Annotated in this window: 15 protein-coding genes; 6 read left to right on the forward strand and 9 right to left on the reverse strand. The window is 63.6% G+C overall.

Annotated features, from left to right (window positions below):
* Positions 1-6: 6 nt before the first annotated feature.
* Genes NKH22_RS26305 through NKH22_RS26330 form a run of 6 tightly spaced genes read right to left on the reverse strand, consistent with a single transcriptional unit; the run spans position 7 to position 6,151 of the window.
* Positions 7-1,011 carry a Rieske 2Fe-2S domain-containing protein gene (locus NKH22_RS26305; protein WP_023715077.1) on the reverse strand — a complete coding sequence of 335 codons (1,005 nt, stop codon included), beginning with the start codon at positions 1,009-1,011 and terminating at the stop codon, positions 7-9.
* A complete protein-coding gene (locus tag NKH22_RS26310) occupies positions 1,008-2,141 on the reverse strand; it encodes a GNAT family N-acetyltransferase (RefSeq protein WP_023831135.1) in 1,134 nt (377 codons plus the stop codon). Before NKH22_RS26310 ends, NKH22_RS26305 begins: the two co-directional genes overlap by 4 nt.
* Positions 2,138-3,394 carry a F390 synthetase-related protein gene (locus NKH22_RS26315; protein ID WP_023715075.1) on the reverse strand — a complete coding sequence of 419 codons (1,257 nt, stop codon included), beginning with the start codon at positions 3,392-3,394 and terminating at the stop codon, positions 2,138-2,140. The genes NKH22_RS26310 and NKH22_RS26315 overlap by 4 nt, the downstream gene beginning before the upstream one ends.
* The gene (locus tag NKH22_RS26320) at positions 3,391-4,215 is read right to left on the reverse strand and encodes an MBL fold metallo-hydrolase (RefSeq protein WP_023715074.1); all 825 of its coding nucleotides are present in this window, start codon (positions 4,213-4,215) and stop codon (positions 3,391-3,393) included. The genes NKH22_RS26315 and NKH22_RS26320 overlap by 4 nt, the downstream gene beginning before the upstream one ends.
* Entirely contained in the window at positions 4,212-5,216 is a 1,005-nt protein-coding gene (locus tag NKH22_RS26325) for an NAD-dependent epimerase/dehydratase family protein (protein ID WP_031195192.1), read from the reverse strand. The genes NKH22_RS26320 and NKH22_RS26325 overlap by 4 nt, the downstream gene beginning before the upstream one ends.
* Positions 5,213-6,151, reverse strand: coding sequence for a 3-oxoacyl-[acyl-carrier-protein] synthase III C-terminal domain-containing protein (locus NKH22_RS26330; RefSeq protein WP_245262699.1), 939 nt, complete (start codon positions 6,149-6,151; stop codon positions 5,213-5,215). Before NKH22_RS26330 ends, NKH22_RS26325 begins: the two co-directional genes overlap by 4 nt.
* A 201-nt stretch (positions 6,152-6,352) precedes the next feature.
* Between NKH22_RS26330 and NKH22_RS26335 the strand changes: the two genes are divergently transcribed.
* Positions 6,353-6,949, forward strand: a complete 597-nt coding sequence (locus NKH22_RS26335; RefSeq protein ID WP_023685696.1) for a T6SS immunity protein Tdi1 domain-containing protein — start codon at positions 6,353-6,355, stop codon at positions 6,947-6,949.
* 6 nt (positions 6,950-6,955) lie between these two features.
* Here NKH22_RS26335 and NKH22_RS26340 read toward each other — a convergent pair whose 3' ends face one another.
* Genes NKH22_RS26340 through NKH22_RS26350 form a run of 3 tightly spaced genes read right to left on the reverse strand, consistent with a single transcriptional unit; the run spans position 6,956 to position 9,247 of the window.
* Complete coding sequence (locus NKH22_RS26340) at positions 6,956-7,405, reverse strand: DNA polymerase III subunit chi (protein ID WP_023738611.1); 450 nt, start codon at positions 7,403-7,405, stop codon at positions 6,956-6,958.
* Positions 7,406-7,413: 8 nt separating this feature from the next.
* Complete coding sequence (locus tag NKH22_RS26345) at positions 7,414-8,904, reverse strand: leucyl aminopeptidase (RefSeq protein ID WP_352709971.1); 1,491 nt, start codon at positions 8,902-8,904, stop codon at positions 7,414-7,416.
* A 49-nt stretch (positions 8,905-8,953) separates the two neighbouring features.
* Complete coding sequence (locus NKH22_RS26350) at positions 8,954-9,247, reverse strand: hypothetical protein (protein WP_155923279.1); 294 nt, start codon at positions 9,245-9,247, stop codon at positions 8,954-8,956.
* A 32-nt stretch (positions 9,248-9,279) separates the two neighbouring features.
* On the opposite strand from NKH22_RS26350, the gene lptF reads away from it, so the two are divergent.
* From lptF to pdxA, 5 genes are all read left to right on the forward strand, one after another.
* Positions 9,280-10,479 (forward strand): LPS export ABC transporter permease LptF, encoded by a 1,200-nt coding sequence (gene lptF / locus NKH22_RS26355; protein WP_023672737.1) that lies wholly within the window; start codon positions 9,280-9,282, stop codon positions 10,477-10,479.
* Between the two features lie 2 nt (positions 10,480-10,481).
* Entirely contained in the window at positions 10,482-11,564 is a 1,083-nt protein-coding gene (gene lptG, locus NKH22_RS26360; RefSeq protein ID WP_352911641.1) for an LPS export ABC transporter permease LptG, read from the forward strand.
* On the forward strand, positions 11,564-13,999 hold the full coding sequence (locus tag NKH22_RS26365; RefSeq protein ID WP_352911643.1) for an LPS-assembly protein LptD: 2,436 nt from the start codon (positions 11,564-11,566) through the stop codon (positions 13,997-13,999). Before lptG ends, NKH22_RS26365 begins: the two co-directional genes overlap by 1 nt.
* Before the next feature lie 91 nt (positions 14,000-14,090).
* On the forward strand, positions 14,091-15,020 hold the full coding sequence (locus tag NKH22_RS26370) for a SurA N-terminal domain-containing protein (RefSeq protein WP_352911646.1): 930 nt from the start codon (positions 14,091-14,093) through the stop codon (positions 15,018-15,020).
* 12 nt (positions 15,021-15,032) lie between these two features.
* Positions 15,033-16,061 carry a 4-hydroxythreonine-4-phosphate dehydrogenase PdxA gene (pdxA, locus tag NKH22_RS26375; RefSeq protein WP_027048812.1) on the forward strand — a complete coding sequence of 343 codons (1,029 nt, stop codon included), beginning with the start codon at positions 15,033-15,035 and terminating at the stop codon, positions 16,059-16,061.
* Positions 16,062-16,070 lie beyond the last annotated feature (9 nt).

The raw sequence follows: 16,070 nt of genomic DNA on the forward strand, positions 1-16,070 counted from the left end.
TTTAGATTACAACTCGATTTGGTGCACCCGCGGCTCTGCCGCCGCCGGTGGCATCTTGCCGTCGATGATCGCCGCTATGTCGCGGCGCAGGAAATCCAGCGGGCCGATCGCCGGCTGAACCTGCGGCGATATACGGGCGTTGTCGCTGGCCGATTTCAGCACACGGCGATCCTGCTGCAGGGCAAAGGCAAAGAGCGGCCGGAAAGCAAGCGCCTTGAGTTCGCCGAACAGGCCCTGTCGCGGGCCGATCAGCCAGCCGACGCCTTCGACGGTCCGTTCGTCCGCCTGACGCAAATGGAAAGTGGTCGCCAGCGCCAAGCCGCCCTTGCCCCAATATTCGAGTTCGACGATGCCGGGATGGCGGTAGCGGCCGATGGTCTTGGCGCGCTTGCCTTCCAGCAGCCGGCTGACCAGCCCCTGTTGGCGGTCCTCGCCGGTGTAGCAGCTTTCGACCCAGCCCTTGCCGCCGGTCACCTCGACGCGCACGAGATGGCGCTTTGCGGTCAGGCCGCGCAGCACACCCTTGTGGGTGAAGTGGGTGTGAGTGGCGTCGAGAATGTTCTCGGCGGCGTCGAGCACCGTCGATCGCGCCGAGCTTCGCACCCGCTTCACGACGACATCCTTGCCTTGCATGCAATGGAGATAGGGCTCGCCCTCAGGCGTGCCTGCCGAGACGAAGACGACGCCGTCGCGCTCGATCGCGCTGTAGCGGCGGATACGGTAATGCGGGACGTCGCCGACATGGCCGGGAATGGCGGTGCAGCGCCCTTCCCCATTGTAGCGCCAGCCATGATAGGGACATTCGATCTCGCCACCGACGACTTTGCCGGTCGAGAGTTCGACCAGGCGGTGAGCGCAGCGGTCGAAGAGGGCGGCAATGCCTTTCGCCGAGCGGAACAGCACCAGTGGCGCGCCGTCGAACAGGATGCGCTTCGGCTTGGCTTTGATGTCGGCAGACCGCATCACCGCCTGCCAATAGTCTTTGTCTTTCTGCTGTCGGGTGTCGCTCAAAGTTCAAATCTCCTGAGCAGGGGAATGCCGATCTTCGCGAGCACAAATTCCATGATCCGCACCGCCATGCGTTGGCGGCGCGGCAGATGGGCAGCATAGACGGCGTTGTATTCCACCGTCGCCACGGCGCCGCGCAAGCGTTTGAAGGCGGCGGCACCGGCGCTCATGTTGAAGAACAGGCTGTGCGCCATCGCATGATCCTGCGCCAGCGCCATCATCATGCGGTAAAGGCCTTCGCTCACCGGGAGGCCGGTGTCGTAGCCGACGATGGGCTGCGTCAGTGTCCTGCCGTTCTGAGACAAAGCGGCGACGGCGACCAGTTCACCGCCGGGACGACGCAGACCTGCCAGTTGCAGGATGCCGCGACGGTGCGTCTCGCCGATATAGCGGGCCGTGTAGTGCGGGTTGAGCGGCGTGTATTTGTCGAGATAGAGCATCCGGTAGAGCGCTTCGGCGCGCGCATAGTCGGCCTCGGTGAAGTCGCCATTGCCGACCTGCTCGAAAGGCGTCGTGGGCAGCCGCTTGCGGTCGCGCTTCATGTCGTTGGTCATGGCCGAACCGTCGCCTGCGAAGATGTAGATCTGCCGCGCCGCCAGCATTCGAAAACCCTCCGCCTTCAGCGCTGCGATTGTCGAGGGATCGGCGATCTCGTTCAGGGAGCGGATGAAAACAGCGCGATCTGGAAAACGCGCGGTGAGATCGTCGCGCATCGCCGCGACCGCGTTGCGATCGAGCAGCGGCACCGGATTGGTCGAATAGAGCCAGTTGTTGACCTGAACCTGATGGTCAAGGCCGCTCATCCTGACCAGCGGCGCGCACAGGCCGATCAGCATCCGCATCGTTTTTTGCAGCAAGGGCGAGGAGACGAAATTGCGGGTCTCGTCGATGGCATAGTCGATATAGGCGCTGGACGGGCAGCAGATATAGCAGTTCGGCGCTTCGCTTCTGTCGTTCAGCGTCAGCGGAAAGGAGCGGCCGGCGATCTCGAAGGTTTCGACAGCCACTGTCAGATTGCGCACGAGGTCGCGCACCGGCACCTCGTTGAAAAGCTGAACGAAGGCTTCGACCTCACGCGGGTTGTTTTCTACCCGGTTCGTCTGATCGAGTGGCAACATAGCGAGCCGGTTCATGATGCCGCTCCCAGGTGGCATTCGACCCGACGCAGTTTGCGGCCGGTCTCCAACGGCAGGTCCCTGCGAACAAGGCTGACCGAAGCTGTCGCCTGGCGCGCCGCCAGCAAATTGCGCACGGACTGATGGGCGGCGGTGGCGGCTTCGTCGGCAAGCCCGGGGGCCAGGCTGAGTTCGATTGCATCTTCAGCGGTCTGGACCAGGCGGAAATCGTCGATGCGCCGGTCGGCCTTGAGCACCGCATTGCGTAGTATGTCGGGCGTGACGAGGAGCTGCCCGTGCGGCGAGGCGAGCCGGAAAGCGTCGTCCATGCGGCCGACGATCTCGTCCAGCGTGCGCAGCGGCGAGCCGCAGCGGCATGGCTTTTCGGACAGCCGCAGCAAGTCGTTCATCCGGTAGCGCGCCATGATCTGGGTCCGGCGGCGAAAGGCGGTGATCAGCGGCATGACCAGGCCGTCGCCGGCCGGTTCGAACTCGAAGAACACCGAATCCTCGGCCAGATGCAGCCCGCCCTGGCGGCAGGTGACGGCGAACAGCCCTTCGGTCGCCATGTAGATCTGGTCGACCTGACCACCAAAGAATGCCTCGATGACCGGCCGGTCAACCGGGTCGAGCGTTTCGGCGGCGCTGAAGACACGCTGCGGCTTGAGCCGAAAGCCCTCGGCCGCGAAGTGCCGCAGTATCTTCGGTGGCGCGATGATCACCGTCGGCGCGAAATCTTCGAGAGCGCCGCGCCAGCTCTCCGGACCGCGCGTCAGATCGAAGAAGCGCAGGTCGATACGCCGCGATTTGCGCGCGCTGTCGTAGAGCCCGGTGTTTTGCGGCAGGATCACCGCAACGCGCTGCCGGCGCCAGAGCAGATCGGGCACGGCTTTGGCCAGGATGGTGCCCAGCCAGCGGTATTTTTCCGCCTCGGAAATGACGAACAGGCCACGATTGCCCGACGTGCCGGTGCTGGAGCCGACAGTCAGCTCGCCAATGCGGCTATCGCCGGCCTGCGCCTTCCAGGCCTCGGCGGCCGAGACGCCATGAATGTTGAAGCGCTCGAAATTGCCCATCAGCGTCGCCTTGTCGGTCACCGGCAGATCGCCGAGATGACGCGGCGTCTTGCCGTAGAACGGCGCGCGCGGCAGGTCGCGGTCGAGAAAGCGGCGCAAGGCATGACCTTGCCAGCGTTCGAAATTCTCACGGCTCTTGCGCGAGAGCCATTGCGTCAACACAAACGAACGGGCCGCTTCCGTCGGCCCGTTCATGCGCTCTCTCCGGCCAGATCGTAGGCCGTCACCGCCGGATCATGACAAAGAACAACCTCGCCGCCGGTCGCCAGAAACCGGCGCAACATTACGCTGGTCGGCTCGATCGCGGCGGCATCCTCGGCCAGCAGGGTTGCCGGCAGACCGGGAGTTCGGTTTTCGACAAGGGCCGCGAACAACCATTGCGCGTCGACGGCGTAGAGCAGCGGCCGCTCCAGATTTGGGAACGAAAGGCCGAACTGGCCATCGGCATGGCCGGGCAGACCGACTGCGATGACGCTGCCGTCGCCGAACAGATCGGCGCCGCCCGGTACGCCGCCACGCGGCTCGACCTGCCGCTTCGACGACAGCCCGTCGAGTCGGGCCTCGAAGTCAGACGGGAACAGTTCCTTGAAGACGCCATGGCGCAGATTCTGCAGGGAAGTCTTGGCCTTCGCCCGCGCCCAGGCGGTGTCATTGGCGATAAGCCGAGCGTTGGGAAACAGCGACAGGCCCGACATGTGGTCGGCATGGAAATGCGTGACGATGACGGTGCGCACATCCTGCAAAGACAGGCCGAAGCGCGCCAGTACCGCGAGCGGCTGCTCGGCTTCGTTGAGCTGGGGCCGGAGGATCGCACTGTAAAGACGCAGCGCCGTGCTGCGCCCACTGCCTTGTGTCACATGCGGCGTGTAGCCGGTGTCGATCAGGACGGGGCCGGCCCGCGGATGCATGATCAGGCCGTAGCGGACACGTAGCCTGACCTTCGCCCAGCTGCCGCCGCGCAGGATCAGGCGCTCGGCTGCGCCGACAGAGGCGCTGTTGGCGAAGACGATCTTCACGCTGCCCCCCTGCTTTCCATCGCCTTGCCGAATGTGCGATCGAGCCCTTCCTCGAACGACACTTTCGGTGCCCAGCCGAGGATGCGGCCTGCCTTGGAAAGATCGAGGCTCTGCGCATAGGCGAACAGGCCAAGACCGTAGCGCGTCACCGGCGGTTCCGGGCGGCCGGGCAATATATTCGCTACCGTTTCCGCTATCCCGGCCGCCAGCATGGCGGGCCAGAGCGGCATTCTGCGCCAGCGCGGCTGCACGCCGGCGCGGGCGCAGGCCGCCTCGGCAATGCGGCGGACCGGCACCACTTCGCCGCCGGAGATGTTGAATATCTGTCCCTCGGCAGCGCTGCCGGCGGACAGCGCGGCAAGCACCGCATCGACGACATCCTCTATATAAGTGAGATCGATGCGCGCCTTGCCGTCGCGAAACAGCGGCAGCGGGCGCTGCCGTGCCACCTGCAGCAGACGCGGCAGCAGCGTGCGGTCGCCGGGACCGTAGAGGCCGCGCGGCCGCAGCACCACCGGGCTGATCTCAGGCGCCGCCAGCACGATCTCCTCGGCCTGCCGCTTGGTGCGGGCATAGTGGTTGACCGGAGGGGGCAAGGCCGCATTCTCGGAAACTCCGAGCTGGTCGCGATAGGCGAAACAGACCGTCGGGCTGGAGATATGGACGAAGCGGCGCACGCCTTGCCCGCGCGCGAAATCGCTGAGGTTGCGGGTAGCTGTGACATTTGCCGTCTGGAAATCCGCCAACCTGCCGAAGGGCGCGGAAAGTGCCGCGCAGTGGATGATCGCATCGACGCCGTCGAGAGCGCGCGCGGCAGCTGCATCGAATGGTTGAGACAAATCGAGCCGAACGACCCGATGACCAGCGGCTTCGAGCGCCGCGCAGCGTTTGGCGTCCCTGCCAAGACCCAGCGCCGGTGTGCCCAGTGCAGCCAGCCGCGCCATGACATGCGCGCCGAGGAAGCCGCTAGCGCCGGTGACGAGGACGCGTCCCACGGTCATGCTTCCAGCGCCATGCCGCCGAACGACACGCCGGCCGAGGTGCCGAGGAACAGCACTTTGGCGCCGGGCACAATGCGTTGTTCGCGGCGCGCGACGTCGAGCGCAAAGGGGATGGAAGCGGCGATCTGATTGCCGTAGCGCGCCGCGATGTCGACGAGCTTTTCCCTGGCGAAGCCCGTCTGGCGCGCCATGTGGGCGAGCGCGAAAGGGCTTGCCTGATGCGGCACGACGAGGTCGACATCGTCGTGCCGCCAGCCGGCGCGATCGAGCAACTCCGCTACAAAGCCGTTGAAATGGCGTGACGTAACGCGAAACAGTTCCTTACCCTCCATGTGGAACAGGCTGTGGCGGGCGAATTCCTCGGGCTCACGATGAAAGTCGAACCGGGTGCCGCCGGAGCCGATGCTGCAGGCCGCATAGGCGGAAGGGTAGGTGCGCATCAGGTTGGCCGCGACCCGACCCTCGCTTGGGGCCTGTTGCAGCACGGCGGCCGCCGCGCCATCGCCGAAGAGGGCCGCAATTTCCGGCTGGTCCTGCCACGGCAGGGCGCGCGAGGCGATTTCAGACGAGAACACCAGCGCCGTCCGGCATTGCCCGGCCTCGATCAGGCGCGACGCGGTCTCGAACGCTGTGAGGAAGCCGAGGCAGGTGCTGTTGACGTCGAAGGCGGCCGCCGACCCATCGGCAAGGCCGAGGCGCTGCATGACCAGCGGAGCCGTCGACGGCAACGGCTGGTAAGGCACGCCGCAACCGCCGATGACCAGATCGACACTGCCTGCCTCAAGTTCGGCATCGGCAAGCGCCAGACGGGCTGCGGCACAAGCAAGGTCGACCTGCGATTCGGCGTCGCAGACATAGCGTTCGATGACGCCGGTCGCGGCCTCGAAATGTCCGTCGCCAAACCCCAGCCGCGCGTCGAGGGCGCGCGAGGTCACGCATCGAGCCGGCACGGCTCGCCCGGTTCCGATGATCCTGATCCGCATTCTCAGCCCGCCCAATGAGCCTGCATCCAGTCAATCCATAAAACGGATCCAATGTGATGGCCATCATCAAGACGAATGCGTGGGAACTATGGAGCCTTCAGTGGATTGCGGCTAGAATCTCTCGCAAGTATAAAGACCCGTACGGGGGCGATTATGGCCAGATCTTTTTTCCGCTTTATTTCTTCAATTTTTGGCGCGTCCGACGCCAGACAGGAAGGAAAAGCCGAGGCCAACAGAGCCAATACAGGGGGCTTGATCAGAGCCGAATGGCCCCATGACTATCAGTTCCTCTTTATCGAACCACCTGCGAACGAAGTCGCGGAAGCGTTGGACGGCTGGAAGTGGATCGGACTGGATGGCCTTGAACCAGCTGCGGTGTCAGCTTTCGGCGACATATTTTTCCGTGCCGGCGACGGGTCGGTTCGTCATCTCGATATGCTCGACGGGAAATTGACCAGAATTGCGGGTCATTGGGCGGAATTTCAGGCCGACTTGCAGAATGAAGCGCGCCGCGACGAGTTGCTGCTGGCGGGCCTTGTCGTTGCCGCCCGAAAGAACGGACTGATTCCGGCAGCCGGCCAATGCTATGATTTCAAGAAGCCGCCGGTGCTTGGCGGCGAAATGAGTCTGCGAGAGATGGAAACGACGTTTTTCGTTGTGAAGGTGCATATCGCCGGCCAAATCCATCGGCAGGTGAAAGATCTCCCGCAGGGCGCGAAGATAAACAAGGTTACGATCAGCGACCGATAACGCGACTTACGCCTTGCGCTCCCAGCGACGGTCGGGCGTCTGCTGCCAGTAGGTGACCGCGTGGCCCGCTTCTTTCAACACCTTCCAATGTGTCCGCGCGCTTTCGACCTGGGCCGCGTCATGGCCGTCGAACAGGAACACGGCGCGTTCGTAGCCGGCGAGATCGGCGGGTGCGGCGCCATCGACGAGGAAGCGTATCTGCGCCTGGTTGGGGTTGGCGTCGCTCGTGGTGAGCAGGATTGGCTGTTCGGCCGGATGGGCTTCACGGTCGGTCGCGTGCGCGAGGAACGAATCGTCCCTGAATGTCCACAGATGCAGGTCGAGCGCATCGCGCCGCTCCTCGGTCCCGGTCTGCACCACGGCGCGCCAGCCGCGATCGACGCTGCGCTCGAGCAGGCCGGGAAGCGCATCCTCCAGCGTCGATTCGGTCAGGTGGTAGAACAGGACATCGGCCATTCCCTGCCTTATCCCTCGTAATTGTCGCGCACCAGCCGGTCGAGCAGCCTGACGCCGAAACCCGAGCCCCAGGACTGGTTGATCTCGCTCGGCGGAGAGCCCATCGCGGTGCCGGCGATGTCGAGATGCGCCCACGGCGTTTCCTTGACGAAGCGCTGCAGGAACTGCGCGGCGATGATGGCGCCGCCATAGCGGCCGCCGATGTTCTTCATGTCGGCGTTCTTGGAATCGATCAGCTTGTCGTATTCGGGCCCAAGCGGCATGCGCCACAGCCGCTCCTGAGTCGCCTGGCCGGCCGCCGTCAACCTGTCCGAAAGTTCGTCATTGTTGGAGAACAGGCCGGCATAATGCTGGCCGAGCGCGACCATGATGGCGCCGGTCAGCGTCGCCAGATTGACCATGAATTTCGGCTGGAAGCGGTCGTTGCAATACCACAGCGCGTCGGCCAGAACGAGGCGTCCTTCGGCATCGGTGTTGAGCACCTCGATGGTCTGACCCGACATCGAGGTGACGATGTCGCCGGGGCGCTGGGCATGGCCGTCGACGGCATTTTCCACCAGCCCGACGATGCCGACGACATTGGCCTTGGCCTTGCGCGCGGCTAGCGCCTGAATGAGCCCGATGACGGCCGCGGCGCCGCCCATGTCGCCCTTCATGTCCTCCATGCCGGAAGCCGGTTTCATCGAATTGCCGCCGGTGTCGAAGGTGACGCCCTTGCCGACGAAGGCGACCGGTGCGTCCTTGGCCTTGCCGCCCTTCCATTGCATGACAGCCATCCGGGCGCCGCGTGGCGAGCCTTGCGCGACACCGAGGAGCGAGCCCATGCCGAGCTTCTTCATTTCCTTCTCGGTGAGGATCTCGACCTCGACGCCGAGCGCTTCCAGTTCCTTGGCGCGGGCGGCGAATTCGATCGGGCCGAGCGTATTGGCCGGTTCGTTGACAAGGTCGCGCGCCAGAAGCACGCCGTCGATGACCGCAACCTCGTCGGCGAAGGCCTTTTTCGCCGCGGCAGGATCGGCGGTGTGGATGGTCACCTTGACCGGTTTCTTCGGCTCGGCATCGTCCTTGTCTTTCCTGGTCTTGTATTTGTCGAAGGAGTAGCTGCGCAGAATGATGCCGGCGGCAAGGCTCGCCGCTTGCCTGCCGCCAATCTTTGCGCCCGGCACATCGAGGATGACGGCCACCTCCGCTGCCTTGCGCAGGGACGCGGCGATGGTGCCGCCAAGCTTCAGCCAGGCAAAGTCATCGAGGCCGGCGACCTTGCCGGCGCCGACCGCCACCAGTCGGTCGAGCGATGTTCCCTGCGGCGCCAGCACTTCGACGACACCGGCGAATTTTCCGGAAAACTCCGCCACCGGAAACGCCCGCGCCAGCGTTCCTGAGGGGTCGCAGGCCTTTGCCGGTTCGCCAAGGCCACCATCGTCGGCCGCCAGCACGAAGATGCTGCCCTTTTTGGGTGCGGCAAATTTGGCGAAGGCGATCAATGGTCTCAAAGTCATCAGGTCCTGCTTTCGGGAAACGGCTCAGATTTTCAGGAAAAATGCATTCTCAGGGAAGATGCGCGACATTTGGTCGTTTTCCTTGATTTGGCAAGACTTTGCCGGAATCAGGGCTCATATGCGCAGCGGAATCGATAACGATTCGTCGCGGCACGGCCCCGCTTTCCTGCCGCAACCTGTTGTTAACCATCGATGTTCTCCCTTTCTTATCCATTGCCGCCGACACTCCGGCCTGCGGGACGGGCGATGTGGGACGGAGAATCGGATCGAACCGCCTGAAAGAAATGGCCAAACGCACCCAGTTGTACAGCCGCAGCCGGACGACTACCTTGTCCGCGGGCATGATGCCGTTCGGCAAATCGAGAAAAGCCTTACATGAAGGTCGTTGAACGCTACATCATGCGTCGCGCGTTGGCGGTGTTTCTCGCTGCGCTGATCTGGACGCTGGCCATTGTCTGGACGACGCAGGTGCTTGCCCGCATCGACCTGGTCACCGATAGTGGCCAATCGGCGCTGACTTTTTTCGAGGTCGCGGGCCTCATCATCCCCACCATCATCCCGATCGTGGTGCCATTCGCCCTGGTGGTGGCGGTGGCCCAGACGCTCAGCGTCATGAACTCCGATTCGGAATTGGCCGTCATCAACGCCGCCGGCGCCTCGCGCTGGACGATTGTGCGGCCGGTCCTGCTGATCGCGCTGGCGGCCAGCGTCTTTTCCTTCGCGGTCGACAATGGCGTCGAACCCTATGCCAGGCAGAAGAACCGCCAGCTGATCGCATCCTCGCGCGCCGATCTCTTGTCGCTGATCATCCAGGAAGGCACGTTCCGCAAGATCGACGACGGGCTGTTCCTGCAGATCGGCGAGCGGCTGCCGGACAACCGGCTCGGCGGCATCTTCGTGGCCGATTCGCGCGAGGAAGGCGCCAATCTGATCTATTATGCCAAGAGCGGCAGCGTCGTCGAAAAGGGTGACGAGAAGGTGCTGATGATGAATGACGGCGTCATTCATCGCAAGACGCTGACCGGCGACCTGTCGGTCATCCGCTTCACGTCCTACGCCTTCGACCTTTCCGCCTTCATGTCGGCGGCGAACGATATCATGCTCCTGCCCAAGGACCGAACGACGCAATACCTGCTCAACCCGGATCCGAACGACAAGATCTTCCAGCGCAGGCCCGGCGCCTACAAGGCCGAGCTCGACCAGCGCTTTTCCGAATGGTCCTATTCGCTGGTGTTCGCGCTGATCGCGCTGGCCGTGGCAGGCGATGCGCGCTCACACCGCGAGGCGCGCATCCACCCGCTGATCACAGCCATCGCCATTGCGCTGTTCGTGCGCTGGCTGGGCTTCTTTGCCGCCGGCAAGGCCGACAAGATCCCGCAATACGCCTATATGGTCTATGGCGTGCCGGTCATCGCCTCGGCGGTCGCCATCTGGTTCATCGTCACCTCGCGAAGCATGGAACTGCCCGGCAGCTGGGCCGACTGGATGACGAATTTCGCCGGCCGCGTCAGCGATGGCTGGACGGCGCTCAAGCTGCGCCTCAATCGGCGCTACACATCCGGCCAGGGAGCCTGACGATGGGCTGGACCCTGGGCCGCTACTTCTTCTTTCGCTACGTGTCGATCACGATCTGGTTCTTCATCGGCCTTCTGGCGCTGGTGTTCCTGATCGACTTCACCGAGCTGTCCGGCCGCATCACCGGCCTGCCGGGCTTCACCTACGGCACGGCGGTCGCGATCTCGGCGCTGAGGATGCCGATGATCATGCTGCAGACGGTGCCGTTCGTCGGCCTGTTCTCGGCGATGGCGACGCTGGTGTCGCTCAACCGAAAATACGAGCTGGTGATTGCGCGCTCGGCCGGAGTGTCGGCCTGGCAGTTTCTGTTGCCCTGCTGCATCGGTGCGCTGTTATTCGGCATATTGTCGGTCGGCGTGCTCAATCCGATCGCCGCGCATGGCTTCTCATGGTCGGAGCAGATGGAAAACCAGCTGCGATCCGGCAATTCGAACGCGGTGGCGGCCGATGCCACGCCGTGGATCCGCCAGAAAACCAACTCCGGCGATACCATCATCGGCGCCCGCGCCATCCTGAACCAGGGCCTGGAAATGGCCGACACCGTGTTCTTCGTCCTCGATCCGCAGGGCAATATCGTCGAGCGCAAGGACGCGGCGCGGGCCTTTCTGCGCGACGGCTACTGGGAATTGCAGGACGTCAAGGTGTTCAAGGACGGCAACATCCGTTCCGAAACGACCGACCAGTTGCCGACCAACCTCAAGCCGGAATTCGTGCAGGAACGGCTGGCGCGCTCCGAAACCATCCCGTTTTACGACCTTCCCGGCAAGATTGAGGTTGCCCGCTCCTTCGGCCTCAAGGCAAATGCCTTCGCCATGCAGTTCGATTCGCTGGTGGCGTTACCGTTCCTGCTTGTGGCCATGACGCTGATTGCGGCAACAGTTTCAATGCGATTTGCGAGGATGGGGCAGTCGGCAACGATGATTCTGGGTGGCGTCCTCGCCGGCTTTCTGCTTTATGTCGTTTCGGTATTGGTCAAGGCATTCGGCGTGGCGGGATTCGTGCCCACAGCCGTGGCTGCATGGGTTCCGGTTGTCGTGGCTATGTTCTTTGGGGTGACATTCCTGCTATACAAGGAAGACGGCTAGTGAGGGAGGCGGCTTTGCGCAGCCATAGGCAGGCCGGTTTGGCGCGCCTCTATTCGGCGAGCGCCTTGGCATGCCTGCTCGCCTGTGGCGTGCTGACGGCCCCTGCGCTGGCGCAGGACGTCACCGACGTGGCAACGAAGGTTCCCTCCGGCTCCCAGATGCTGCTGGCGGCCGACACGCTCGTCTATAACAACGACAACCAGACGGTCACCGCCATCGGCGGCGTCCAGATCGACTATGGCGGCAACAAGCTCGTCGCCCAGCGCGTCGTCTATGATCGAAACACCAAGCGGCTGGTTGCCAGCGGCAATGTCGAGATCGTCAACAGCGACGGCACCAAGATCAACTCGCAGCATATCGACATTACCGACGATTTCGCTGACGGTTTCGTTAATGCGCTGCGCGTCGAAACGCCCGAAAAAGCCTATTTCGCCGCCGAAAGCGCCGAGCGCATGGGCGGCGTGCTGACGACGTTCCACAACGGCGTCTATACGGCCTGCGAGCCCTGCGAAGACAAGCCGGACAAGGCGCCGACCTGGCGGATCAAAGCCAGGAAGATCATTTGGAACGGCGAAAAGAAGACGGTTCGCTTCGAGAACGCGAATTTCGAATTCTTCGGCTTCCCGCTGGCTTATCTGCCGGCGTTCGAGATCGCCGACCCTACGGTCAAGCGCAAAAGCGGCTTCCTGATCCCCAGCATCGGCTACAACAATCGTCTCGGCGTCGGCGTCAAAGTCCCCTACTACTTCGCTTTGTCGCCGACCTACGACCTCACCGTTACCGGCAGCGGCTACACCAAGCAGGGTTTCCTCGGCGAGGCCGAGTGGCGCCAGCGCTTCAACAATGGCCAATACACGCTGAAGCTTGCCGGAATCAACCAGCAGGACCCTGGCGCTTTCCGTGATTTCGCGGCTTTCCCCGGCGGCTACAATGTCAATTCGGGGCCAGCAGGCGATCCGAACAAATTCCGCGGGATGATGGGCACCAAAGGCCAGTTCGCCATCAATCCGCGCTGGGACTTCGGCTGGGATATCCTGCTTCAGACCGACAAGAATTTTTCGCGTACCTACACGATCGAAGGCTACAACGACGCCGTGCATCAATCGTCGGTCTACCTGACCGGCCTAAACGACCGCAACTATTTCGATGTGCGCGCCATGCGCTTCCAGGTTCAGGAAAATACGCCCGACAGCAATCCCTTCGCGCGCAGTGACAAGCAGCCCTGGGTGCTGCCCTCGCTCGATTACGCATATATACCCGACATGTCGGTGGCCGGTGGCCAGCTGTCGTTGAACGTCAACGTGCGTGTCATCCGCCGCGACGACCTCGATCAGGCCTTTTTCCTCCCCCCCGATCCGCCGGGCGTTCAGCGCGTGCGCGGCATCGAGGGCGAATCTGGGCGCCTCACCGCCGAAACCGAATGGAAGCGCACCTTCACCACCGATGGCGGACTGCAGCTGACGCCGCTTCTGGCTTTGCAAGGTGACGTCGACTATCTCAACGCCTCCTCCGGCTCGCTCGCCGCCATCAATCAGATGGCTACCGATCCGCGAATTAATGCCTCCGACGACATGCGGTCCTCCTTCGCCCGGTACATGGCGACCGCCGGACTTGAAATGCGCTGGCCGGTGCTGTTTTCGATGGCCGGCTCCAGCCATATCGTCGAGCCGATGGCGCAGGTCTTCATGCGCCCGAACGAGCAGTATGTCGGCGGGCTCGCCGTTCCCAACGAGGACGCACAGAGCTTCGTCTTCGATGCCACGACGCTCTTCGAGCGCGACAAGTTCTCCGGCTACGACCGCGTCGAAGGCGGCAGCCGCGCCAATGTCGGGTTCCGCTATTCGGGCGCCTATGACAATGGCTGGGGCACCAACGCCATCTTTGGCCAATCCTACCAGCTGGGCGGGCGCAACTCGTTCGATTCACCGGATCTGGTCAATGCGGGCGCCGATTCCGGCCTGGAGACTTCAACCTCCGACTATGTCGGCCTTGTCGGCTTCAGCAGCCCGAGCGGCTTCTCCGGTTCGCTCAGCGGCCGCTTCGACGAGCAGACCTTCGAAGTTCGCCGTGCCGAGGTGAAGGCCGCCTATTCCGGGCTGCCGGTTTCGCTGAGCGCCAAATACGCCTTCATCCAGGCGCAGCCGCTCTATGGTTTCACCACCGACCGCCACGAAGTCACGCTCGGCGCCTCGACACACCTGGCCGAAAACTGGCGCGTCTTCGGCACCGGCACCTATGACCTGCAACAAAGCGTGCTGGTCAAGGACGGCGTCGGCTTTGCCTACAATGATTCCTGCTTCACCTACCTGATGACGTACTCGGAATCACGCGACATCAACACCAAGGAAGTGTCGCAGAATGTCGGCTTCAACCTGTCGTTCCGCACGCTCGGCGATTTCGGCTCGTCCCAAAGCTCGATCGACTCCATCCAGTAGAGCCGGCTGACGACATCGTTTCGCCGCATAAAGCGGGCACGGATTTCGCCAATATCGGGCTGGAATCGGCCAAAACCGGGCTAGAATTGGGATGCTTTCGATGAGGAAATACCTGTTTTCGGCAGGATTCGCGCTCCTGTTGGCGGCGACCTCGGTCTCTGTCACCATGATGGTACCGCCGGCCTTCGCCAGTGAAATCAAGTATGTCGTCAACAACATGCCGATCACCACCGGCGACATCGCGCACCGGGCTGCCTTCCTGAAACTGCAGCGCAAGAAGGGTGACGCGGGTCAGGAAATGGTCGACCAGACGCTGCGTATGGCGGAGGCCAGGCGTCTCGGCATCCGCATCTCCGACGCCCAGGTAGAGGCTGCCTATCAGCGCTTTGCCTCGAGCAACAAGATGCAGCTCAAGCAGCTCGACGGTGTCATGGCGCAGTCCGGCGTGACCAAGGAGCATTTCAAGGAATTCATCCGCTCCCAGATGGCGTGGAACCAGGCGCTGAGCGCACGCTACAGCGGCGGCGGCGGGCAGGTGAGCGAACAGGATCTGGTCAAGCGCATGCTCGAAAAAGGCGGCGCCAAGCCAAGCGCCACCGAGTACATGCTGCAGCAGGTGATCTTCGTGGTGCCGAAGGCCGAGCGCAGTGCCACACTCGCCAAACGCAAGCGCGAGGCCGAAGCCATGCGCGCCCGCTTCAATGGCTGCAACACCACGCGTGAATTCGCCAAGGGCCTGATCGACGTCACCGTTCGCGACCTCCCCCGATTGCTGGCGCCGCAACTGCCGCCGGACTGGGCCGAGCAGATCAAGGCCACCAAGCTGGGCGGCGCCACGGCCGTGCGCGAGACCGATCGCGGCATTGAATTCATCGGCATCTGCTCGTCGCGCGAGGTTTCCGACGACAAGGCGGCCCAGATGGTGTTCCAGAGCGAAGGCAGCGGCGACAAGAACGCCGACGAGCTCTCGGCCAAATATGTCGAAGAGCTGAAGGCCAAAGCCAAGATCGTTACGCGCTGAACCGGCCCAGCCGTGCGTGAGACAGAGCTTCCGCTGGCGCTGAGCGTCGGCGATCCATCCGGCGTCGGTCCGGAAATCGCCATTGCCGCGTGGCAGAGCGCCCGCGGTTCCGGTGCCGCGCCCTTCTATCTTCTCGCCGATCCGGCGCTGATTGCCGCGCGGGCGCGCCGGCTCGGCGCGGCGGTGGCAATCGCCGAGACGGTGCCGGCCCAAGCAGCTGGTGTCTTTCAACACGCCTTGCCCGTGGTGCCGCTGGCGGCCCACTTCACCGACGATCCCGGCCGGCCCGACCCGGCCAATGCCGCCGGCATCATCGAGGCCATCGATCGCGCCGTCGCCGACTGCCTTGCCGGTCACGCGGCCGCGGTCGTCACCTGTCCGATCGCGAAGAAGCCGCTTTACGATGCCGGCTTCGGCTTTCCCGGTCACACCGAATATCTGGCGCATCTGGCCTCGCTCCACACCGGCGGCACGGTGACGCCGGTGATGCTGCTCGCCGGCCCCGAATTGCGCACCGTTCCGGTCACCATCCACATCGCGCTGGCCGAGGTGCCGAAGACGCTGACGACGGAGCTGATCGTTGCCATCGCGCGCATCACCGCCGGCGATCTTGCACGCCGTTTCGGCATCGCCAGGCCGAGGCTCGCGCTTGCCGGCCTCAATCCGCATGCCGGCGAAAGCGGCGCCATGGGGACAGAGGACGAGCACATCATTCGTCCTGCGGTCGACATGTTGCGGGCGCAAGGCATCGATGCCTTCGGACCGCTGCCGGCCGATACGATGTTTCATGCGCGCGCCCGCGCCGGCTACGACGTGGCGGTCTGCATGTATCATGACCAGGCGTTGATCCCGGCCAAGGCGCTGGCCTTCGACCAGGCCGTCAACGTCACGCTTGGCCTGCCGTTCATCCGCACCTCGCCCGATCACGGCACAGCCTTCGACATCGCCGGCAAGGGCATCGCACGTCCCGACAGCCTGATCGCGGCGCTGAAGCTGGCCCGCCGGCTGGCCGATACCGGCGCAAAGCCGGCAGTTGCATGAGCCCAAATC

The sequence above is a fragment of the Mesorhizobium sp. M1252 genome, from assembly GCF_040318265.1.
Lineage (GTDB): Bacteria > Pseudomonadota > Alphaproteobacteria > Rhizobiales > Rhizobiaceae > Mesorhizobium.

Excerpts from the sequence above, each read along its gene's own strand:
- NKH22_RS26310 (WP_023831135.1), bottom strand. The coding sequence starts at position 2,141 with ATGAACCGGCTCGCTATGTTGCCACTCGATCAGACGAACCGGGTAGAA.
- NKH22_RS26315 (WP_023715075.1), bottom strand. The coding sequence starts at position 3,394 with ATGAACGGGCCGACGGAAGCGGCCCGTTCGTTTGTGTTGACGCAATGG.
- NKH22_RS26325 (WP_031195192.1), bottom strand. The coding sequence starts at position 5,216 with ATGACCGTGGGACGCGTCCTCGTCACCGGCGCTAGCGGCTTCCTCGGC.
- NKH22_RS26335 (WP_023685696.1), top strand. The coding sequence starts at position 6,353 with ATGGCCAGATCTTTTTTCCGCTTTATTTCTTCAATTTTTGGCGCGTCC.
- NKH22_RS26340 (WP_023738611.1), bottom strand. The coding sequence starts at position 7,405 with ATGGCCGATGTCCTGTTCTACCACCTGACCGAATCGACGCTGGAGGAT.
- NKH22_RS26345 (WP_352709971.1), bottom strand. The coding sequence starts at position 8,904 with ATGACTTTGAGACCATTGATCGCCTTCGCCAAATTTGCCGCACCCAAA.
- NKH22_RS26350 (WP_155923279.1), bottom strand. The coding sequence starts at position 9,247 with ATGCCCGCGGACAAGGTAGTCGTCCGGCTGCGGCTGTACAACTGGGTG.
- lptF (WP_023672737.1), top strand. The coding sequence starts at position 9,280 with ATGAAGGTCGTTGAACGCTACATCATGCGTCGCGCGTTGGCGGTGTTT.
- lptG (WP_352911641.1), top strand. The coding sequence starts at position 10,482 with ATGGGCTGGACCCTGGGCCGCTACTTCTTCTTTCGCTACGTGTCGATC.
- NKH22_RS26370 (WP_352911646.1), top strand. The coding sequence starts at position 14,091 with ATGCTTTCGATGAGGAAATACCTGTTTTCGGCAGGATTCGCGCTCCTG.